Here is a 20,304-nt window from a genome sequence, read left to right as displayed (position 1 = left end):
CGCCAGGCCCTGTTCCCACGGCTGGACCAGCTGGAGCACTGTCCCCGCGCTGACCCGGGTGCCGGTCCGCCGACGTGCCCGAGAGAGCCCGCGACCGCTCGCAGACCCCGACGAGCGAGGCCGGGACAGGTCGGCCGGAAGTCGCAGCGGGGGAGCGGCGTGCTCCGCGGAGACGAGATCGTCAGACGACGTGGTCGGTTCCCTCCGCCGTCTGCTCGGGCACGCGGCTCGCCGGTTCGAGGCGGCGGCCGTTGCGGAGGTCGAGTACGAGCCGGTGGCCCCGCCAGGCGGCGTCGAAGCGCTCGGCGCCGAAAGGGACGCGGACCGCCGGGTTGTCCAGGTGCGGCGGGTCGGCAGGCTCCCCGTCCGGGGCGCCGTCGACGGTGAACGCGCCGGGCCACGCCAGTGCGAGCACCCGTCCGTCGCGGGCCCGCCACGACACCGAGTCGGGCGCGAACACCGGATCGGCCAGCGAGGCCAGGAAATCGTCGAACGAGCCGTCGGTCGCGGCTCGCCCCACCGTGGCGACGTAGGCCAGGCCGTCGCCGACCGGCAGCCAGGTCTGGCCGGCCTCGTCGCCCGTTCGCCGCGGGCGGAACCCGCCGGCCGTGGCGACCGCGACGAACCCGTTGCCGACGCGCCCGGCCAGCCACGGCCCGCGTGTCGCCCACCCGTCCATGTGCGGCGTGGGGAACCACAGGTGCGTCGAGCCGAACCAGTCGTGCTCGGGTATGCGGTGCAGGGCGAACACGGTGTCCCGGTGCTGGTGCACCCGTGGCAGCACGCGATGCCCGGCCCAGGCGTTGGGCCGGGCGGACGACGAGGTGCTGTCGGCGGCCGGGTGGGTGGCGAAGACCTGCACCTCGGGAGCGAGGGTGGCGCCCCAGACGTGTTCCTGCAGGCCGGGCAGTCCCGAGCGGTAGTCCTGAACGCTGGAGAGCATCGCGTCCGGCGTCCGCCAGATCCGCAGATCCGACCCGTACGGCCGCTCCAGCAGGTCGTGGTGGAGGCGGTATCCGCCGCGGTACACCTGCCGACCGTCCCACTCTTCGGGTGGTTCGGTCGCGACCGCCCGGACGAGGTCGGGCATGCGGTAGTGCGTGGCGGTCGCCAGCGCCGTGGCGGGCAGCACCGCGGAGTTCAAGGCTCCCGTGCCCCACAGCGCCCACATGATCGGCGCGGTCTCCTCGAATCGGGACGAGCGCAGGGTGGGCACGTAGGAACGTCCGTGCGCCGCACCGTGCACGCCCCGCCACGAGTTGGCGGCCAGGGTGAACAACACCTTGTCCAGCAACGCCTCGGCGAGCCGCCGCATCCGGTCGTCGCGGGCGAACTCGATCCAGGAGACGAGGGCGAGCGAATCGATGGCGAGGTAGGCGTTGGAGTCGAACTCGCTGAACCCGCCGGCGAGCTTGCGCCGCATCCACTCCTCGGCCTGTCGGCGTCCGTGCTCGGCGTGCCGCTCACCGGTCCACCCGGTGTTGGTGAAGCGATCGCCCGGGAAGAGTTCGCCGACGAGCGCCTCCGCCGTGTGCCACACGAACTGGTGGTTCTCGGTGAAGTAGCACATCGCGTCGAGGCCGGGCTGGTCGATCCAGTACTTGAAGCCGAGCAGCGACCGGCGCACCCGGTCGCGCTGGGCGGGCGACCACGCGTCGTCGCCGAGCCGCCGCCACAGGTGGACGAGGCCGACGGCCTCGAAGTCGGCGCAGTCCGCCCGGGAGTCGATCATCTCGACAGGCGGAGCGAGGTCGTCGTCGTGCAGCTTCGTCCCCTGGGCGACGGCGTGCCGGGCGAGTGCGCGGGCCGCTCCCGGAACGCCGCCGGCGACGTGGCGCAACAGCTCCTCGCGCCACACCGCCTGCTCGGAGCCGTCCGGCGTCTCGCGGTGGACGGCGGGCACGCGTGCGGCGCGGAACTGCCGGACGACGGTGGCCGCCGGGTCGTCGGCTCGCACCGTCAGCACGGTCTCGCCGGTGGCGAGCATGGAAGCCGTCGTGTCCGTCGCGTCGGCCGGTTTTCCGCCCGGCGCGACGGGTAGCTCCAGCCGGGCGCTGCCACCGGCGAGCACCACCTCGCGGGGAACGTCGCCGTTCACACCGACGAGGTAGCGCGCGCCGGCCGGCCCGGTGAGCGTGACGGTGCCGTCGGTGGCTGCCCACGGTGCGATCCCGACGGCGTCGAGCAAGTGCTCCGCCGCGGCGGAGCGGTACTCGTCCGCACCGGGCGAGGGGATCACCACCCGGACCGGCAGCCCTTCCACGCGCAGGCTCGCCACGTGCCGGCATTCCCGGAAGGCGACCTGCCACGTGACGAGGTGGACGGCGGTCAGGCCGGAGCGGAGCCGGACGCGGGTTCGTGTCCGGTGGGGCTCCATGTAGGTGAAGTCGTCGGCCAGCAGGGCGAGTTCGCCGTCGACCAGCAGGGCGACCGGACCGGTGCAGCCGACCTCCAAGGTGCGGTACTCGGCTTGGTCCACCTCGAACACCGTGGCCGCGATCGCGTGCCGGTACTCCGGGGTGAAGCAGAACTCGCTCCAGTCGAGGAGCCCGTCGGCGCCGGTGTGCCGCCGCTGCCAGACGGCCTGCCGTGACTCGCCGCCCGCGGTCGGCCGCCACGAGAACGCGGAGCCCTCCAGGACTTCGGGCAGCGGCTGGTCGAGCGCGAGCGGGTGGCGTTCGTGGAGCCGCTGTTTGAGGGGCGCGACATCGGGTCCGTTCGTCAGCACCCACCGGCCGTGCTCGCCCCACGGGCTGCCCTCGGCTTCGAGCACTTCGTGCAGATCCCGGCAGGGCGTCGACCACGCGGGCGCGGTCAGCCAGTCGCGGACCCGGCCCTGCCGGTCGAGCGCGTGGACCGACCGGTCGGTCGTGGCGGTCGACGGCACGTGGTTGCTCACTTGACGGCTCCCTTGACCAGGCCGGAGATGATGTGCCGCTGGAGGATCAAGAAGACGATGATGACGGGGATGATCGACATGACGGAGACCGCGAGGATCTGGCTGAACGGGATGGCCTGCTGGCCCGCGAACCGCGCGATCGCCACCGGCAGCGTCTGGACCGACTCGTCCTGGGCGACGATCAGCGGCCACAGGAAGTCGTTCCAGCGCCAGATGACCGAGAAGATCGCGAGGACCGCCAGTGCCGGGCGGCACAACGGCAGCACGACCTGCCAGAAGATCCTGAACTCGCCGGCGCCGTCGATCCGCGCCGCCTCGATGGTCTCGTCGGGCAACGTCAGCATGTACTGGCGCAGCAGGAAGACGCCTGTGGGGGTGGCCGCCGGAGGGATGATCAGGCCGAGCAGCGAATTGGTCATGCCGAGCGACGACACGACCTGGTAGATGGGCAGCAGGATCACCTGCAACGGGATCATGATCGCGGACAGGGTGATCAGGAAGAGCAGGTCGCGCCCGCGGAAGTTGTACTTGGCCAGCGCGTAGGCGGCCATCGAGTTGATCAGCAGCGTGAGCAGCGTCGCCGCCACCGTGACGATCGTGCTGTTGAGCAGGTAGCGCGGAAAGTCGAACGCGGCCAAGCCCGTGGTGTAGTTGTCGAACGTGAAGTCGTGCGGGTACAGGGTCGGTGGCTGCGCGGCCAGTTCGGCCTGGCTCTTGAACGACGACAGTCCGGCCCAGACGAGCGGGGCGACCACGATGATCGCGCCGACGATCAACACGGTGGTGCGTGCGATCGCGCCGACGGACGGGGTCTTGCCGCTCGTCGACGCCCACCTCGTGGTCGGCGGCGCGACCACCCGCGGTGGTTCTTCCAGTCGCGCGGTCACATCGCCTCCGTCCGTCGGCCGACCAGGTAGTTGAGGAAGGTGACGGCGAAGATCACGAGGAACAGGATCACCGCGGCGGCGCTCGCCAGGCCGTAGGCGATGGGCGGGGTGAAGCCGTTCTCGTAGATGTACTGGATGATCAGCGTCGTCGCGCCGACCGGGCCGCCGCCGGTCAGCGTGAAGATGAAGTCGAACGCCTGGAACCCCGCGATGGTGGCCAGCGTGATGACCACCATCGTCGTGGGGCGCAGCAGCGGCAGGGTGATCAGTCGGATCTTCTGCCACGTGCCCGCCCCGTCGATCGTGGCGGCCTCGTTGACGGACGAGTCGATCGACTGGAGACCGGACAGCATGATCATGGTGTAGAAGCCGAGGTGGACCCACACCCCGACCAGGATCACCGAGATCAGGGCCAGGTTCGGATCGATCAGCCAGGCGGGTTGGCCGAAGCCGAGCGCCGACACCACCGAGTTCACCAGGCCGGTCTGGCGCTGGAGCGCGGCGTTCCAGATCAGGCCGACCACGACCGGTGACACGACGACGGGGAGGAAGTAGGCCGCGCTCAGCGCGCCTCGGCCACGTTTCTGGCCGTTCAGCAGCAGTGCGAGGACCGTGGCGAGCACGGTGCTCGCGACGACGAACCCGACGACGAACACGATCGTGTGCCGGGCGACGGTCCAGAACTCGTCGTTGCCGAGGATGCGGTGGTAGTTGTCGGTTCCGACGGGGCGGAAGGTGCGGCCGTTGGCGCTGTCGTAGAAACTGATGTTGAACCCGTTGATGGCCGGCCAGATGGTGAAGAGGCCGAAGACGACCATGTTCGGCAGCACGAACAGGTAGGGCACCAGCTTGCGCCGGGTGAACCGGCTCCGCCGGGGTGCGTCCGCGCGGCCGGTCATTTAGACGCCTTCACGATCTGGTCGATTTCCTTTTCGAGGTTGGCCACGCAGTCGGCGACGCTTTCCTGACCGGCGACGACCTTGCCGAACTCCTTGATCAACGCGAGGGCCGCACCGGTGAAGGCCGGGCTGGAGATCGCTTTGAAGCCGACCGCCGGGGTCTCGTCGATCTGGGAGATGAACGTGTTCATGTCCTCGTTGTGCGTGGGGTACTGGACGCCGGAGGCCACGAGGTCTTTGCGGGTCGGCAGCCAGTACGCCGCCTGGTCGATCTCCCGCTGGTTCTCCGTGCGGTTCATCCACTGCACGAACGCCGCGCCGAGCGTGGGTTCCTTGCTGCGGGAGAAGGCCACCATCATCTTCGCGCCGGGGAATCCACCGCACTCGGCCGCGCACGGGTTGGGCACGGCGGCCCACTTGAACGGCGCCGACTTGGCGAACGCCCCGACTTGCCACGGGCCGGACAGGTAGACCGGGGCCTGCTGGGCGAGGAACGCGTCGTTGCCGCCCTTGTAGTTGGTGCCGGCGCCGAGCCAGAAGTCCTTGGAGATCTTGTCCTGCTGCAACAGGTCGTTGACCATGCTCAGGGCCTGCTCGGCCTTCGCCGGGTCCAGCCCTTCCTGCCCGTCGGCGCCGATGAGCGTCGTGCCGTACTGGCTGAGCACCGTGCTCAGCCGGTTGCCCGACACGTCGACGGAGATCGCCGACGGCATGTCGTTGGCCGCCGCCACCTTGCTCGCCGCGTCGACGAACTCGGGCCAGGTCCACTTCGTCGTCGCGGTCGGCACCGGCACACCGGCCTTGGCGAAGGCGTCGACGTTCACGAACGGTCCGTTGATCGTCTGGTCGCTCGGCACCGCGTACATGTGTCCGGCATCGTCTCTAGTGGTCGACACCGCGCCGTCGGTGAACTCGTCGGGATAGGACTTGCCGAAGTAGTCGGTGAAGTCGAGCAGCTCCCCGGCGTACGGATGCCAGTCCTGCACCCGCGCGACCTCCGGCACGGTGTCCCCGGTGATCCGTGCCTGCAACGACCTTTGCAGCTCGGCGTAGGGGACGACCTGCAACTCGACAGTGGCGCCGGTCGCCTGCTCGAACCGCCCGATGGCGGCCTTGGTGGCATCGAGATCGGGTCCGTCGGTGAAGTACAGGTAGGTCATGCGCTTGCCCTTGAAGCTGCCGAAGTCCACCGTGACCGGTCCGGACGGCGAATCCGACTGCTCCAGTGGCCCGGGCGCGCAGCCGGCTGTCAGTGCCAGCGCCAGTACCCCTGCGACCGCCGTTGCGAGTGACCGTGACCTGATCAGCATGCCAACCGCTCCTCGTTGATGCGGATTGCCTCACCCTTGCCGCTGCCATGGTGCCTACTGCAGACTCACGCACATCCTTCGAGAAGGAAAGCGTTTCCCGTCAGGCGGGAATACCGTCCGTCTGCCGACACGCCAGGCCGAGATGGCGACCCTGTCGCCCATGGGCACGGCGGCGCGCGGAGATCCACCTCTACTTCGGACTCGAACCGGCCGGGCTTCGGCAGTCCGCAACTCCCGCCACGAGGTGGCGTCGGACTTGGCCTCGCCGCGGAACACACCGGTCATCGGGTTGACCACCCGGCCCGGCACGTGGACGACCTGTTGTCCGGTGTGGACCAGGACCGCCATCGGCAGCGCGCCGGCGTTGCTGGTCAGGTCGATGGCCCACCGCACCTCGGTCGCCGTCTTGCCGACCTCGACACCGACTCGGACCACCGGTCGAACCGTCACGCACTTGCTCCTGTTGTTGCAGGTCAACCCCGTGGACAACCCCGTCGGCAGGTCCCTGATCAGCAACGGTCCGCATCAGATCTGAATCAGTGGCGAGGGGCGTCCGGAACGACAGCGCGACCATTCTCGACCAGCTGCGTTACGCGGCGAGGTGCTGTTCTTGCATCGGTTTGGCCGTGACGGTCGCGCGCCGGGGTCGCGGTAGCGATGCGGTGAAGCCGTTGATCACCGTCAGTCACCCGTATGCGGCCCTCGTGGTCCAGCGGCTCACCGAAACGGACGCGGGTCAGGTGTTGGTCGTACACATCCGGGTGATGATCGATTCGCCGAGCACTGTCCAGGGTCCGTGGTACGAGGGCGCGCTCGCGGACGAAGGGTGGTCCGGGGTGCGGGAAGTGGCTGGTGAACGTCCCGGTCACCGCGGCCCGCACGGCCGGATCGCGGCGCAGCTCCTTCATTGGTGTATCCATTGTGGACTAGCGAGCCGCGCCGGGCGTCTCCGGCAACGGGTACCGCCAGGAGTGCGATCCCGGACCGACCTCGGCGCAGGCACCTTCGGTGTGCAGGGGCAGGGCGACAGTGGCCGTCGTTCCGGTGGGCACGGTGACGTCGACGGCCATGTCCTCGCCGTCGATGCGCCAGGCGGCTTCGACGCGCCCGTGGACGGTGTCGTGTGCAGCACGGGCGTGGTGAGGCCACCGCCCGGCTGTGGCGCGATGCTGATCCGCCGCCAGCCGGGTTCGGCCGGGCCGAGACCGCCCACGACACGGTGCAGCCAGTCCGCGACCGCACCCAGCGCGTAGTGGTTCAGCGAGGTCATCCTGGCCGCCCTGTCGGGCCGCGAACCTCACCCCACCGCTGCTTCGGCCTCGTACCGGCTTCAAGATCCACAAGTCGCCTCGTGCGGTGGTCGCCGGCCGAACAGGGTGGAGTGGCCCACCAGGAAGCGGGAGATACCGCACCGATGTGGCGCTTTCAGCGGAGTGGACGCAAGGTGGTCAGCTCGCGCGGCGCTCCGCGGGTGGCAGGGCCCATCGGACGGCACTGGTGACGCCATGGCCCGCCAGTCGAACCGCGGTGTTCTCGAAGACCGGCAGGAACGGCAACCGCAACGGCAGGCGCGTCCACACCGGCAACGACGCCACCGCAGCCGCGCCCACCGCCGCATACGGCACCCGTACCGCCAACGGCAGGGGTGGTGTCACCAGGAGGAACCGGGCGGCTTCGCGCGCCTCCCGGGTTCCCCGCAGCTCGGGCCGGAACGCCGCGAGCCGCGAAGCCAGTGCCGCCGCCGTGGTCGGCGGGTCGGGCACGCCCAACGCCGCACCGATCCGCGCCGTGTCGGCCACGTAGGCGTCGCACTCCTGCGGCGTCAGCCGCCGGATCCCGTAGCGCTGGTGGCAGCACAGGAAGCTGTCGACCTCGGCGACGTGCACCCACTCCAGCAGGTGCGGGTCGGCGGCGTGGTAGGGCACCCCGTCCCGGGTGGTGCCGCGGATGCGCTGGTGGATCGCGCGCACCCCGTCCACGGCACGCTGCGCGTCCTCGGCCGTGCCGAAGGTCGTGGTGGCCAGGAACAGGCTGGTGCGCTGCAGCCTGCCCCACGGGTCGGTGCGGTAGTCGGAGTGCCCGGCGACGGCGGCCATGGCCACCGGGTGCAGGGACTGCAGCAGCAGTGCCCGCAGACCGCCGATGAACATGGCCGCGTCACCGTGCACGCGCCGGATGGGCCGGTCCGGGCCGAACCAGCGGGGACCCGGCGCGTGGTGGATGCGGGCGCGGCGAGCCTCGCCCTCGGGCCCGGCCACGCGGCCGAACACGGCGTCGGCGACGTAGCGCCGCAGGGGTAGCAGGGGTAGCAGGTCCACCGTCATCACCTCGGTGCGGAAGGGGGTGCGACCAACGTATGCGCTCCGGCCCGTCATTGCGCGGCGTCCGTGCCGCCGACCCCCTACTACAAGGAATCCCCGCCGATCGGTGCGGGAGCGGTTGACGGTCTGCTGTCACGTGGACGCGGTGTGTCATCGACGGTCGTGAGTGGCGCCGACAGCGCGATGGTTCCGGTGTCGCGCTGTTCCGCCAACCCGTGAACGCACGTCCGCCCGTCGAGGTGGGCCTGCCTACGAGGTGGCCGGGTGGCCTACATCGAGTTCGGGCTCGGCGTGCGCGGCGACTCCGTCTACTGGTGCGGGGCCGATCCCGGCTGGGCCTACGGCCTGTACTCGGCCGTCGTCGCGCCGCCGACCTGGCACACCGGAGGGCCTCGGACGGGATCAGAGCCGGACGTTGTCGATCATGAGGGTCTGGACGGAGTGGGCGTCGAAGCGGACGGTGAGTTGCTTGCCGCGCAGGGGGATGTCGGGGGCGTCGGTGATCCGGCGGCGGGCGGCGGTGCCGACGGTGCCGACGGTGCCGACGGTGCCGACGGTGCTGAAGGGGATGCCCCAGTGGTCGAGGGCGTGGCGGGTGACGATGGCGACAGGGAGAACAGCTGGAACACGTTGGCGCCCCGGTCGCGGGCCTTGCCGAGCATGGCGCGCTGGTCGGGGTCGTTGGTCCGGTCCCAGCTGCCGGTGTCGGCCGGGTTGGTGCTGTGCCAGTTGATCCGGTAACCCTTGATCCGCTGGTTGCCCGACAGGTTCTGGTGGGCCTGCATCCTCGGCCCGGCGGTCACATCTACTCGCGACACGAACAAGCGCACAGTCAGCACAAACCGCACATCACCCATGGGATGGCGCAGAATCACTCGGAGGTGTCCGCAAACCCGCGGTCCTACGCAGAAAGTTGGTCGGTGCGTGGCCGTAGCGGTGACCTGATGCAGTGAACGGCGGTCAGGCGGCCTGCGTCAGCGGCGCGATCCACAGCACCTCACGGGCCGGCACTGGCCGACAACGGTCGTCGGCGGCGCGCGGTCAGACGCCCACGGTGAGGGCACCCACGAGCGTCAGATGGGAAATCCCCGTGGTCGCGCAGGCGATCGGATCGGGGTTCAGTGCCGTGAGCTGCATCTTCGCCGGTTCGGCGGTGAACGTGCCCGAAGTGATCGAGCCCAACAGCAGGATGACGACGTTCGCGCCGACCCGGCTGGAGGTCCGGTTGTAGGAGTACGTGCTCGGCACGACGGTCGGGTCGGTCCACGTGAAGACGCGGGTGCCGCTGCCCTGGTAGAAGAGCGAGGTGCAGGTGTAGTTCGGCAGCGTGGCGGTTTCGGTGTAGGCACCGGTGGCTGCGGAACCGTTGGTGCAGTTGAAGAGCTGGCCCTGGACGGTGACCGCGACGGTCTTCGGGGTGTTGGTCACCGGTTCGCTGAAGGCCACCACTTCGTTGACGAGGCAGGACTGTTCGACGGCCGCGTGCGCCGTCGGTGCCGCGCCGGACAGCGTCGCAGTGGCGACCAGGCAGACGGCGGTGGTGCGCAAGGCGGCTTTGCTCCGGTTCATCCGCGAACCCCTCTGGTGTCGGACCGGCGTCGACCGAGTCGGTCGAGCCGGACCTCGATGAGTGCCACAGGTCGTATCGCCCGGCCTCGCGGTGCGTTACGGCACGATCGTCAGCCGCCGGCGCTCAGAGGTCGCCCGTGCGCGCCGGCGTCCGAGGGGGACCGGAACCCGGTGCTGCTCGTACCACGTCGCGATCGGGTTGCCCTCCCGGTCGGTCACCGTGGTCACCAGCGGCAGGCCCCCGCCCACCACGACCGGCGACAGCACTCCCGCCACCAGCACACCTGTGCCGTGGGTTCGTCGGCCGATCTCGTCGGTGGCGGGTCACGGCGGTCGGTGGCATCGTCGAACACCTTCGGGGCGCGCGCCGATCGCGGGCTTCTCGTCCCGACGTGCGCCACAGTCCCGATTGTTCTGCGTGGAGGTATCAGGTGAACAGTCCGCACGGGCCGGAGTGCGCCGTGATGCCGTGGTGGATCCGGTAGGGGAATCCTCGCCGGCGTGGCGGCGGCCGACGCCTGGCGAGCACCGGTGGCCGGCCGCCGTGACGGTCGTGGCGACCGTGGCACTGCAGGCGAGCCTTCCCGCTCACCTGGTCGGCCCTGCGCGGTGGCCGCTGGTCGGGCTGGCGCTGGTGCTCTTCGCCGTGCTGGTGATCGCCGATCCGGGGCGGATCAGTCGGGAATCGGCGCTGCTGCGGGTGGTCGGCCTCGGTCTGATCGCCGTCATCAGCGCCGCCAACGCCTGGTCGGTCGCCTTGCTGGTCGACTGGTTGATCGGCGGTCACGCGCCGGACGCGACCGAGCTGTTGCGCTCGGGAGCGGCGGTCTGGCTGACCAACGTGCTCGTGTTCGCGCTGTGGTACTGGGAACTCGACCGCGGGGGACCGGCCGCGCGGGCCGCCGGACGCCGGGACCTGCCCGACTTCGAGTTCGCGCAGATGACCGAGACGTCGCTGGCGCCGGCCGACTGGGAACCCCACCTGGTGGACTACCTGTACCTGTCGTTCACCAACGCGACCGCGTTCAGCCCGACCGACGTGTTGCCGCTGTCCCGGTGGGCGAAGCTGATCATGATGCTGCAATCCGCCGTGTCGCTGGTCACCGTCGCCCTGGTCATCGCCCGCGCCGTCAACGTCCTCGACTGAGACGCCGATGACGACAATCCCGGCTTCATGGCCGCGGCTCGCCGGCTGCTCGAACGCCAGGGGATCGTCGAAGTCGACGTGGCCTCCACCGGTGCGGGTTCGCGGGCGTGGTGCAGCAGGGACGGCGCATGACGTGGAGGACCGGCCGGCACATGACGCGGTTCCGCTGATCGGCGGTGCGCGCGCCCCGTGGCCACACGAGGATGACCTCGTGCCGTCAGCCGTCGATGTGAGCCTGCCGGAATTGGACGTGGTCATCCCGATCGCGCCGAAGGACGCGGGTGGGGTGGGGCTGTGCCTGGATTCCGTGCTGCGCCACTGCCGCAACCCCGTTCGCGCGGTGCACGTCGTGTCGCGGTTCCCGGTGACGGCGGCCGATGAGCGCGTGCGGTGGTTGGACGAGACATCGATCGAGCCCGGCATCGGGGACATCGAGGACGCGTTGCGGGCCGCCGGGTCGCGTCACCCCAACGCGTCGTGGTACTTCCAACAGCTGCTCAAACTGCGCTGCTTCGACCTGCTCGACGCCGACGCGCCGGATCACGTGCTGGTCGTCGACGCCGACATCGCCTTCGTCGCCGATGTGTCGTTCGTGGATCACGACGGGCGGGCACGGCTGCCCATGGGATATCCGCTGCGCTGGGTGAACGGCACGCGAGCCGCGGCACCGTCGCGGCACTCGGCGCTGAGCGCCGCAGCCCGCTTGGTGCCGGGGTGGCGTCCGGTGGACCACTTCAGCGGGATGCAGCACCACATGGTGTTCGAACGGGTGGTGTCGGCGGAGTTGACCCGTCGGGTGGAACAGGCGCACGGCGTGCCGTTCTGGCAGGCGTTCCTGGCCACCAGCGAGTCGTCGAAGTGGACCGGCGCGTCGGAGTACGTGCTGTACCGGCACTTCGCGTGTCTGCTGTTCCCCGAGCGGGTCGCCATGCGTCATCTGTCGGCCGTCGACGTCATCCAGTCCACCGCCGCCGCGGGCTTCACCCTGGCCGACGTGCTCGACGCCCCGCGCCCGGTCGAGGTGCGGGCCGTGGGGTGCCACCGGTTCCTCGACTACGCCGAGCGCATCGCCACCATGGACTACATCTCCGACGACCTGCGCCGGGAGCTGCCACCGGATGCCCCGCTGAAGTTGTCCCTGCTGCGTGGCGAGCTGAGCGTCGCGCCGGCCCTCGCGCCGCTGGTCCTACCGTGAGTCCGTTGTGCCGGTGTTCAAAGCCCGATGGCCGGCACTCCTACGGCCGTCGGAGCCGAACTGCTGGAGCATTTGTCTACGCTGCCCGACTCCACGGGGGGCCTGGTCGGGTGGACCGCGTCGGCCGATCGGGGGGTAGGCGGCTGAGCGGACAGTCGACGTGAAGGTGGCTCATGATCTCACCCGGATTCACGGACGCCACGACGATGACGCCCGTGCGGTGGCGGTCGGCGTGGCGTGGTCGGCGTCACCACGGCGGTGCGCCGCGAACCGACCTCCCGCACAATGAGCGCGTTGCGCGCGATGTGATCCACGCCGATCGGTTGCCGAGCGGAGGCCGACCCCGGGGTATCGGCGCCCTCGCCGTGGATTCGCCGAGCCGAAGGCGTGCGGCGGCTGCCAACCAGCCTGTCACGGGTGGTTCGAGGAAGGGGCGTGTGCTTTGCTCGAGTTCCTCCAGCGGATCGGTGGGCAGGTCGGTGCCTGGTTCTACCTCATCGCCGGTGGCCTGGCCTTCGCCGAGGCGGCGGTCATGGTCGGCCTCGTGCTGCCCGGCGAGATCGCATTGCTCGTGGCCGGATTCGCCGCCCACCAGGGCTGGATCGGACTGTGGCCGATGGTCGCGATCGCGGTCGGCTCGGCCATCCTCGGCGACAGCGTGGGCTACGAGGTCGGCCGCCGACTCGGTCCCGGTCTGCGCGCCTCCCGCGTGGGCCGGTGGGTCGGCGAGGACCGCTGGCGGCGAGCCGACGGGTTCCTGCACCGGCACGGCGGCAAGGCGGTGTTGTTCGGTCGGTTCACCGCCGTCTTGCGGGCACTCACCCCGGGCATGGCCGGGGTGGTCCGCATGCCCTACCTGCGCACTTTTCTGCCCTGGAACATCACCGGCGCGGTGATCTGGGGTGCGGGCTGCGTGCTGCTCGGCTACGGTTTCTCCGCCTCGCTGACCGCGGTCGGGCGCTACCTCGCCTACGGGCCGCTCGTGCTGATCGCACTCGTCCTGGCCGGGTACGTGCTGCTTCGACGGTGGCGAGCCCGGCGCTTCACCACGTGACCCGGCGCTTCACCACGTGACCAGGTGATGACCGGGCGCGGAGCCACCTCGATTCGCATTGGATGTGCGAGGTCGGGCCGCAGTGCACGATGGCGGCCCGACCTCGTCCGGTGTGATGCAGGCTGACCGGGTGTCAGCTGGTGCAGGGGTTGCCGTTCGGGTGGACGTCGGTGCCGTGGATGTCGGCGTGCGCCTCACCGATGACCACGTCGGCGAGCAGGGTGTCCAGCACCACGGCCCGCTGGGTCACCGAGGTCGCCGTGGTCTCGGTGCTGTTGAGCCGCAGCGAGCCGATCAGCAGCGGGATGGTGACCGGAGCGGATCCGACCGTCGTCGGCACGCCGTTGATCTTGAGTGAGGCGATCGTCGAGCTGCCCGAGAACTCCGGTGCCAGTCCGCTGCCGGCACGCAGCGGGCCGTGGCCTCGGACTTGATCACACCCAGCTCGATGGTCAGCCCGAGGGTGCTGATCGTGGTCGTGTCGACCTTGGCGGTCGCGGTGGCGTTGTCGCCCGCGACCGGCGGGGTCGAGGTCAGGTCGTCCGGCGTCTGGTCGGTTGTCGCGGACAGCACCTTGGCGTTGACCGACAGCGCCGCGGCGCTCAGGTCGACCCGCGCCACCGTCTCGGCGTCGTCCACGCACGGCACGTTGGCCGGGTTGGCCACTGCCGGCTCGATGCCGACCAGGTTCAGGGCGCTCGCCCGGCAGGAGAACTCCCCGTCGTGATCGTCGTCGACGATCGTGCCGACACCGACCGCGTCGGTGATCGCGGCACCGCCGGCCGCGGACAGCGTCACGGTGAACGTCTCGTTCAGCTCGTCCACCGTGTCGCCGTTGACGGGCACGGTCACCAGCTTGGTGATCTCCCCCGGTGCGAAGGTCACCGTGCCCGCGGTCGGCGCGTAGTCCGCCGGTGCCACCGCGGTCCCGTCGGCGGTGGTGAAGTCGACCGTCACCGGCCTCGGGCTCGGCCGGTCCAGGCTCACGGTGAAGGTGGCCGGCGTGAAGCCGACGGTCAGCTGCGGGTCGCACGCGGTGGTCGTGGGTGTGACGGTGACCTGGACGGACTCGATGCCGTCCAGGATGGCCTGCGCCACCTGGTCGGGCGGCACGTTGTTCAGCAGCACGCCGCCGGTCGCGTTCACGATCGCGGTGGCCTGCCCACCGGCGTCGAGTCCGCCGCCGGCCGGGCCCACGTTGACCGCGATGACCCGGATGTCGGCGGCTTGCAGCGCGGCGATGGCGTCGGCCAGCGCGTGTCCCTGGCTGGGGTCGTGCGAGGGCGCGTCGCCGAACCACGCCACGATCCGGGTGCCGTCGGGCCGGAACGCGATGGCGCCGGTGCCGATCTCGAACAGCGCGTTGATGGCGGCTTCGGGGATGTCGCCGCCGCCTCCCGCGACCCGGGCGTCGATCCCGTTCTGCACGGCCGCTGTGTCGCCGGTGAGGTTCTGGTTGACCCGGAAGACGAACGCGTCCCCGGCGTCGCGGTACTCCGACACCGCGAACTGGGCCGTGGGCCGGGAGTCCAGCACCGCATCGGTCACGGAACCGGCGTTGTTCCGCAATCGTGTCACGACACAGACGGTGCGGGTAGTGGTCTTCCCGGGTGACGGCGTCCGATTTTTACGGTCACATCCGGTCCACGCCTTGCTCATGGCGGGTCGGTCCGGCCGGCGCGGGTGCTGCCCGCGCGGCATCACCACCGGCGTATCGCGCGCTATGCGGTCAGTTTGGATGCGAAGGCGAGGATCGCGCCGGCCATGGCCTTCGGGTCGGTGACGTAGGCGTCGTGCGCCTGGCCGGGCATTTCGACGACGTCGCCGTTCGGCATGACTTGCCGGAGGCGGCGGGAGATGTCGGTCAGCCAGGGCGGGCTGAGCTCTCCGACGACCAGGAGGGTCGGGACCGTGAGGGCGGCGAACCGTTCGAGGTCGTGGCCGAAGCTGTCGATGGCACGGATTTCCCGGGCCCAGGTCGGGGTCATCGACGCACGCACGGGCCACACGGCTTCGCGGCGGAACGCCTCGATCACCGCCTCCGGCAGCCTCACGAAGTTCCGGAGGCCGAGGGTCAGGGCGTGGCCGAGGTCGCCGTCGTGCACGGCCTGTTCGAAAGCCGGGAGGGCGTCGCCGCCGACGGGCCCGTCGATCGGCAGCGGGGGCTCGTAGAGGATGAAACCGACCGGGGGCCGGGTGAGTGCGACGCCCAGGGTCACGAGCGCGCCGTAGGAGTGGCCCAGCAGGATCGCGTCGGGACCCGCGAGGTCGAGCACGGCGGCGATGTCCTCCTGTTCCCGTTCGATGCTGAACGCCGGGCTGTCGCCACTGCCGCCGTGGCCACGGCGGTCGACCGCGTAGGTGGTCAGGTGTGGTGCGAGGACGTCTGCCAGGAGCTGCCAGTCCTGCGCGACGCACAGGGCCCCGGGGACACCACCAAGGGCCGTCCCCGGCCGGTGACGGTCACGGCGATCTCGGTGCCGTCGACGGAGGTGACGTGCGTCAGTCGGGACCTGGCGTCAGACATGTTCTGTGCCCTCCTGGAGGGGTGTGCTGCCCGTGACGGCACGGTGTTCGGCTCCGGTGACCGACTCCGCCCGTAGGAAGAAGTGCAACGTGTGGCAGACGATCGTCGAGCCATTTCGACTGCGTGCCATCATGAAGTCAGGTCGTTCATGTGTCAATCATGTGTCGACCGGTGTGGTTCTGTTACACAAGTGAGGGTTGTTCAGTGCTGTCCACGTGGCGAACGAGGAGCCGAGGGGTGATCGACGCGATGGAACACTGCGCGCGGCGCGCGGGGCGCACGCGGATGGGGGGAGGTCTCGGGTGAAGGCACGTTCGCTGGTGTTCGACCTGTTCGGGGACTACCTGCGCTACCGGGGCGGGCAGGTCCGCCTGCGCGGGCTCGTGGCGCTGATGGGGTGCTTCGACGTTCCGGAGGCCACGGTCCGCGTGGTGGTCCCGCGCCTGCGCAAGGAGGGGTGGCTCTCCAGTCACCGGGACGGTCGGGAAACGGTGTACGCCCTGACCGACGCCGCCTGGGAGTTGCTCGACGAGGGGCGTGACCGCATCTTCAACCGCGCCCGCGGACCGTGGGACGGGCACTGGAACATGGTCATCTACTCGGTTCCCGAGACCGAGCGCGCCCTGCGTGAGCAGTTGCGCAAGAAGCTGGCCTGGTTCGGCTTCGGGCCGCTGTCCTCTGCCGTGTGGCTGAGCCCGCACGACCGCGGGGGGCAGGTGCTCGCCGCCTTCGCCGACGAGCCCGCCGTGAGGCTGGACATCTTCCGGTCGCGGTCGGCCGGTCTCGATGCCGATCGGGACATCGCCTCCCGGGCCTGGGGCCTGGCCGAACTCGATCGCGCCTACGTCGACCTGCTCCAGGTGTACCGCCCGCGCCTGCCCGTGTACCGCGCGGGCGAACTGCAGGGGGCCGCTGCCCTCGTGGAACGCATGAAGCTGGTCCACGACTACCGGCTTTTCCCCTTCCGGGACCCGGACCTGCCGCCGGAGTTGCTGCCCGAGGGGTGGCACGGACGACTGGCCCACGAGGTCTTCCTGGAGGCTCACGGTCTGCTGCGCGGAGCCGCGGAGGACTGCGTCGACGCGCTCCTCGGCGCGGCCTCGACGCCCGAGCAGGAGGCGGGTTAGGCCCGGCGCGACAGAAAGTACGTCACTATCTAGACGGTCGTCGTTTCTTCGTTGTACCTTGAGCGGGCTCCGCCATGGCGGCGTGAGTGCTTGGGCAACGAGGAGTGGCGCTCATGTCAGAGAAGACAAGCGCAAGCCCCCAATCCGGACTCGTCGTGGTCGCGCTGTGCTTCCTGACGATCGTCTTCGACGGCTACGACCTGATCGTCTACGGCTCGGTCGTGCCGAGCCTGCTGGCCGAGCCCGGCTGGGGGATGGGCCCGGCCGCGGTCGGCGCGATCGGGAGCTACGCGCTGGCGGGCATGCTGGTCGGGGCGCTGGGTGCCGGGGTGGTCACCGACATCGTCGGCCGCCGCCGGATCATGCTGATCGGCATCACCTGGTTCTCGGTGATGATGCTGGCCTGTTCCCTGGCCCCCGGGCCGGGTGCGTTGGGGCTGTTGCGCTTCCTGGCCGGTCTCGGTCTCGGCGGCGTCATCCCCTCGGCGATCGCGCTGACCGTCGAATACGCGCCCCGTGGGCGCAGGCAGTTCCACAACGCGCTCATGTTCGCCGGCTACTCCGTCGGCGGTGTCGGCGCCGCGGTGCTCGCGCTGCTCCTGCTCGCCGACCACGGCTGGCGACCGTTGCTCGCCATCGGTGCGGCTCCGCTGCTCGTCGTGCTGCCGCTGGCGTGGCGCTTCCTGCCCGAGTCGGTGGGCTACCTGCTCACCAAGGGACGTGACGACGAAGCCCGAGCACTCGCCGAGCGCTACGGCGTGGACCTGCCCGCCTTGCGGGAGGAGCGGACCGCGGTCGCGGACGGGGCGGGCCCCCGAGCCCTCTTCCGCCGCGACTCCGTCGCCGCCACGCTGCTGTTCGGCGCGGCCGGCTTCTGCGGACTGCTGCTGGTGTACGGCCTGAACACCTGGCTCCCGCAGATCATGCGGCAGGCCGGCTACCCGCTCGGGTCGGCTCTGACGTTCCTGCTGGTGCTCAACGTCGGTGCGATCGTCGGCGCGCTCGCCGCGTCCCTGCTGGCGGATCGATTCGGCCCCAAACCGGTCACCGTGACGGCCTTCCTGCTCGCCACCGCCTGCCTGATCGTGCTCAGCCAGCGCGTCGGCACGGGACTGCTGTTCGTCGCCGTCGCCGTCGCGGGTCTGGGCAGCGTCGGAACGCAGATCCTCGTCAACGGCTACGTCGCCGCGCACTACCCGGCGCCGATCCGCGCCACCGCACTCGGGTGGGTTCTCGGTGTGGGCCGCGCGGGCGCCATCGTCGGTCCGCTGTTCGGTGGCTGGGTGCTCGCCTCCGGCATCGGTTTCCAGTGGAACTTCTACGGCTTCGCCGTTCCCGCCCTGGCGGGTGCGCTGCTGATCGGACTCGTCCCGGTCGCGAGGAGGTCCGCCGCGATCCCCGTGGGCACGGCGGCAGACCCCACGGACGGGACACACGCAACCACCACGAAGGAGGAGACCACCGCATGACCTCCACCCAGCTCCCGGAGATCACCCGGGAAGAGCAAGTCCGGCTCGACGAGATGTACGAGGCGTTCGACGCCGCGGACATGATCCCGCTCTGGACCCAGATCGGTGACCTCATGCCGACCAGCCCCCGTTCGGACTCTGTGCCGACCCTGTGGCGCTGGTCGACCCTGCTGCCGCTGGCGGAGCAGGCCGGCGAGCTGGTGCCGGTCGGCCGCGGCGGGGAACGACGGGCGATCGCCCTGGCCAACCCCGGCCTCGGCGGCGCGCCCTACGCGACCCCCACGCTGTGGGCCGCCATCCAGTACCTCGGTCCACGCGAGGAGGCCCCGGCCCACCGCCACACGCAGACCGCGTTCCGGTTCGTCGTCGAGGGCGAGGGTGTGTGGACCAACGTGGAGGGCGACCCGGTCGCGATGCGCCGCGGGGACCTGCTGCTCACCCCGGGCATGCACTTCCACGAGCACCACAACACGACCGATCGCCCGATGGCGTGGATCGACGGCCTGGACATCCCGCTGGTGCGGCAGATCGACGGCGGGTTCTTCGAGTTCGGACCCGACGAGCTCGCGACCAGGGAGACGCCCGCGACCTCCCGCAACGAGCGGCTGTGGGGCCACCCCGGGCTCACACCGGTCGGGGCTCCCGCAGCCAAGGCGTCCCCGTTGATGGCCTACCGCTGGGTGCACACCGACGCCGCCCTGACCGCGCAACTCGAGCTGGAGGCGGAGGGCTACCCCGGCGTCGTCGAGCCCGGGCACGCCGTCGTCCGGTTCACCAACCCGGCCACCGCCGGGGACTGCCTGTCGACCATGCGTTGCGAGATGCACCGGCTGCGCGCGGGCACCAGCACCGCGCTGACCCGCACCGCGGGATCGTCGGTGTGGCAGGTCTTCGAGGGCACCGGCGTGGTGACGGTCGGCGACGCCCGCTACGAGGTCGGCAAGGGCGATCTCTTCTGCGTTCCGTCCTGGGCGGGTCTGGCGTTCGACACCGAGTCCGGCCTCGACGCGTTCCGCTTCTCCGACGACCCCGTTTTCGAGGCGCTGGGTCTCGCCCGCACCGCACGAGAGGACCGCGCGTGAAGCTCGCGACCATCCGCACCGGCAGTGGTACCGCTGCCGTTCGCGTCGACGACGACGGCGCGGTCGAACTGGGCGCGGTCGACCTCGGTGCGTTCCTCGCCCGCCCGGACTGGCGCGAAGCCGCGCGACAGGCGCGCGGGCCGCGTCACGGCCTGGACGGACTGGACTACGCGCCGCTGGTGCCGAACCCGGAGAAGGTGTTCTGCGTCGGCCTCAACTACCGCAGCCACATCCTCGAAATGGGCCGTGAACTGCCGCAGTACCCCGCTCTGTTCGCCAAGTTCGCGCGAGCCCTGGTCGGCGCCCACGACCCGGTGGAACTGCCCGCCGGATCGGACCAGGTCGACTGGGAGGCCGAACTCGGTGTCGTGATCGGAGCCGAGGTCCGGCACGCCACCGCCGAGCAGGCCGCCGCCGCGATCGCCGGCTACACCGTCGTCAACGACGTCACCGCCCGCGATTTCCAATACCGTTCCGTGCAGTGGTTGCAGGGCAAGACCTTCGAGCGCAGCACACCGGTCGGTCCGTGGCTGGTGACCACTGAGGACGGCGCGGTACCCGGCGCGATCACGTGCGAGGTCGACGGCGACACCGTCCAGAAGGCGGACACCTCCGACCTGGTGTTCGGGCCGGTCGAACTCGTCGCCTACATCTCGCGGATCATCACGCTGGTGCCCGGTGACATCATCGCCACCGGCACCCCGGGCGGGGTGGGGCACGCCCGCAAGCCCGCCCGGTACCTGACCGAGGGCGCCGAGCTGGTGACCCGGGTCGACGGCGTCGGCGAGCTCCGCAACACCGTGGTCAAGGGAGCCTGA

General features: G+C 70.4%; 20 protein-coding genes. 8 read left to right on the top strand and 12 right to left on the bottom strand.

Going from position 1 to position 20,304, the window contains the following annotated elements:
• Positions 1-181 precede the first annotated feature (181 nt).
• The 7 genes from FM051_RS42100 to FM051_RS42070 form a co-directional block, all read right to left on the bottom strand.
• Positions 182-2,899 carry a hypothetical protein gene (locus FM051_RS42100; RefSeq protein ID WP_158852696.1) on the bottom strand — a complete coding sequence of 906 codons (2,718 nt, stop codon included), beginning with the start codon at positions 2,897-2,899 and terminating at the stop codon, positions 182-184.
• Complete coding sequence (locus FM051_RS42095) at positions 2,896-3,786, bottom strand: carbohydrate ABC transporter permease (protein ID WP_238413038.1); 891 nt, start codon at positions 3,784-3,786, stop codon at positions 2,896-2,898. The genes FM051_RS42100 and FM051_RS42095 overlap by 4 nt, the downstream gene beginning before the upstream one ends.
• Positions 3,783-4,685 carry a carbohydrate ABC transporter permease gene (locus tag FM051_RS42090; protein ID WP_158852695.1) on the bottom strand — a complete coding sequence of 301 codons (903 nt, stop codon included), beginning with the start codon at positions 4,683-4,685 and terminating at the stop codon, positions 3,783-3,785. The genes FM051_RS42095 and FM051_RS42090 overlap by 4 nt, the downstream gene beginning before the upstream one ends.
• Positions 4,682-5,995 (bottom strand): ABC transporter substrate-binding protein, encoded by a 1,314-nt coding sequence (locus tag FM051_RS42085; RefSeq protein ID WP_158852694.1) that lies wholly within the window; start codon positions 5,993-5,995, stop codon positions 4,682-4,684. Before FM051_RS42085 ends, FM051_RS42090 begins: the two co-directional genes overlap by 4 nt.
• A gap of 54 nt (positions 5,996-6,049) precedes the next feature.
• Positions 6,050-6,445: an IS110 family transposase gene (locus tag FM051_RS52475; RefSeq protein ID WP_238413037.1), complete on the bottom strand. Its 396-nt coding sequence runs from the start codon at positions 6,443-6,445 to the stop codon at positions 6,050-6,052.
• A 476-nt stretch (positions 6,446-6,921) separates the two neighbouring features.
• Positions 6,922-7,296, bottom strand: a complete 375-nt coding sequence (locus FM051_RS42075) for an alpha-L-rhamnosidase C-terminal domain-containing protein (RefSeq protein ID WP_202919317.1) — start codon at positions 7,294-7,296, stop codon at positions 6,922-6,924.
• Between the two features lie 147 nt (positions 7,297-7,443).
• Entirely contained in the window at positions 7,444-8,313 is an 870-nt protein-coding gene (locus tag FM051_RS42070) for an oxygenase MpaB family protein (RefSeq protein ID WP_238413036.1), read from the bottom strand.
• A 267-nt stretch (positions 8,314-8,580) separates the two neighbouring features.
• Between FM051_RS42070 and FM051_RS42065 the strand changes: the two genes are divergently transcribed.
• The gene (locus FM051_RS42065) at positions 8,581-9,057 is read left to right on the top strand and encodes a hypothetical protein (protein WP_158852692.1); all 477 of its coding nucleotides are present in this window, start codon (positions 8,581-8,583) and stop codon (positions 9,055-9,057) included.
• A gap of 300 nt (positions 9,058-9,357) precedes the next feature.
• Here FM051_RS42065 and FM051_RS42060 read toward each other — a convergent pair whose 3' ends face one another.
• Both FM051_RS42060 and FM051_RS42055 read right to left on the bottom strand, forming a co-directional pair.
• Positions 9,358-9,885, bottom strand: a complete 528-nt coding sequence (locus FM051_RS42060; RefSeq protein WP_158852691.1) for a hypothetical protein — start codon at positions 9,883-9,885, stop codon at positions 9,358-9,360.
• Between the two features lie 96 nt (positions 9,886-9,981).
• Positions 9,982-10,161: a hypothetical protein gene (locus FM051_RS42055; protein ID WP_158852690.1), complete on the bottom strand. Its 180-nt coding sequence runs from the start codon at positions 10,159-10,161 to the stop codon at positions 9,982-9,984.
• A gap of 277 nt (positions 10,162-10,438) precedes the next feature.
• On the opposite strand from FM051_RS42055, the gene FM051_RS42050 reads away from it, so the two are divergent.
• From FM051_RS42050 to FM051_RS42040, 3 genes are all read left to right on the top strand, one after another.
• Positions 10,439-11,032, top strand: a complete 594-nt coding sequence (locus FM051_RS42050) for a hypothetical protein (protein ID WP_238413035.1) — start codon at positions 10,439-10,441, stop codon at positions 11,030-11,032.
• Between the two features lie 211 nt (positions 11,033-11,243).
• Positions 11,244-12,227: a DUF6492 family protein gene (locus tag FM051_RS42045; RefSeq protein WP_158852689.1), complete on the top strand. Its 984-nt coding sequence runs from the start codon at positions 11,244-11,246 to the stop codon at positions 12,225-12,227.
• A gap of 442 nt (positions 12,228-12,669) precedes the next feature.
• Positions 12,670-13,281 (top strand): DedA family protein, encoded by a 612-nt coding sequence (locus FM051_RS42040; RefSeq protein WP_158852688.1) that lies wholly within the window; start codon positions 12,670-12,672, stop codon positions 13,279-13,281.
• Positions 13,282-13,414: 133 nt separating this feature from the next.
• On the opposite strand, the gene FM051_RS52470 is transcribed toward FM051_RS42040, so the two are convergent.
• The 3 genes from FM051_RS52470 to FM051_RS42030 all read right to left on the bottom strand — a co-directional run bounded on the left by FM051_RS52470 (position 13,415) and on the right by FM051_RS42030 (position 15,701).
• Positions 13,415-13,630: a hypothetical protein gene (locus FM051_RS52470; protein WP_274383871.1), complete on the bottom strand. Its 216-nt coding sequence runs from the start codon at positions 13,628-13,630 to the stop codon at positions 13,415-13,417.
• Entirely contained in the window at positions 13,576-14,859 is a 1,284-nt protein-coding gene (locus FM051_RS42035) for a Calx-beta domain-containing protein (RefSeq protein ID WP_238413033.1), read from the bottom strand. Before FM051_RS42035 ends, FM051_RS52470 begins: the two co-directional genes overlap by 55 nt.
• Before the next feature lie 143 nt (positions 14,860-15,002).
• Positions 15,003-15,701: an alpha/beta fold hydrolase gene (locus FM051_RS42030; RefSeq protein ID WP_158852713.1), complete on the bottom strand. Its 699-nt coding sequence runs from the start codon at positions 15,699-15,701 to the stop codon at positions 15,003-15,005.
• Between the two features lie 409 nt (positions 15,702-16,110).
• Here FM051_RS42030 and FM051_RS42025 point away from each other — a divergent pair, with 409 nt between their 5' ends.
• The 4 genes from FM051_RS42025 (at position 16,111) to FM051_RS42010 (ending at position 20,304) form a co-directional block, all read left to right on the top strand.
• Positions 16,111-16,935: a PaaX family transcriptional regulator gene (locus FM051_RS42025; protein WP_158852687.1), complete on the top strand. Its 825-nt coding sequence runs from the start codon at positions 16,111-16,113 to the stop codon at positions 16,933-16,935.
• A 113-nt stretch (positions 16,936-17,048) separates the two neighbouring features.
• Positions 17,049-18,404, top strand: coding sequence for an MFS transporter (locus FM051_RS42020; protein ID WP_158852686.1), 1,356 nt, complete (start codon positions 17,049-17,051; stop codon positions 18,402-18,404).
• Positions 18,401-19,486, top strand: coding sequence for a cupin domain-containing protein (locus FM051_RS42015; RefSeq protein WP_158852685.1), 1,086 nt, complete (start codon positions 18,401-18,403; stop codon positions 19,484-19,486). Before FM051_RS42020 ends, FM051_RS42015 begins: the two co-directional genes overlap by 4 nt.
• A complete protein-coding gene (locus FM051_RS42010; protein WP_158852684.1) occupies positions 19,483-20,304 on the top strand; it encodes a fumarylacetoacetate hydrolase family protein in 822 nt (273 codons plus the stop codon). Before FM051_RS42015 ends, FM051_RS42010 begins: the two co-directional genes overlap by 4 nt.

The organism is Saccharothrix deserti (assembly GCF_009769385.1).
Classification (GTDB): domain Bacteria; phylum Actinomycetota; class Actinomycetes; order Mycobacteriales; family Pseudonocardiaceae; genus Actinosynnema; species Actinosynnema deserti.
The sequence above is the reverse complement of the archived record's forward strand: the minus strand, read 5'-3'. Positions and strand labels throughout refer to the sequence as shown.

Bases quoted from the DNA above. Each gene is read 5' to 3' on its own strand.
- FM051_RS42090 (WP_158852695.1), bottom strand. From the start codon at position 4,685: ATGACCGGCCGCGCGGACGCACCCCGGCGGAGCCGGTTCACCCGGCGC.
- FM051_RS42085 (WP_158852694.1), bottom strand. From the start codon at position 5,995: ATGCTGATCAGGTCACGGTCACTCGCAACGGCGGTCGCAGGGGTACTG.
- FM051_RS42060 (WP_158852691.1), bottom strand. From the start codon at position 9,885: ATGAACCGGAGCAAAGCCGCCTTGCGCACCACCGCCGTCTGCCTGGTC.
- FM051_RS42020 (WP_158852686.1), top strand. From the start codon at position 17,049: ATGTCAGAGAAGACAAGCGCAAGCCCCCAATCCGGACTCGTCGTGGTC.
- FM051_RS42015 (WP_158852685.1), top strand. From the start codon at position 18,401: ATGACCTCCACCCAGCTCCCGGAGATCACCCGGGAAGAGCAAGTCCGG.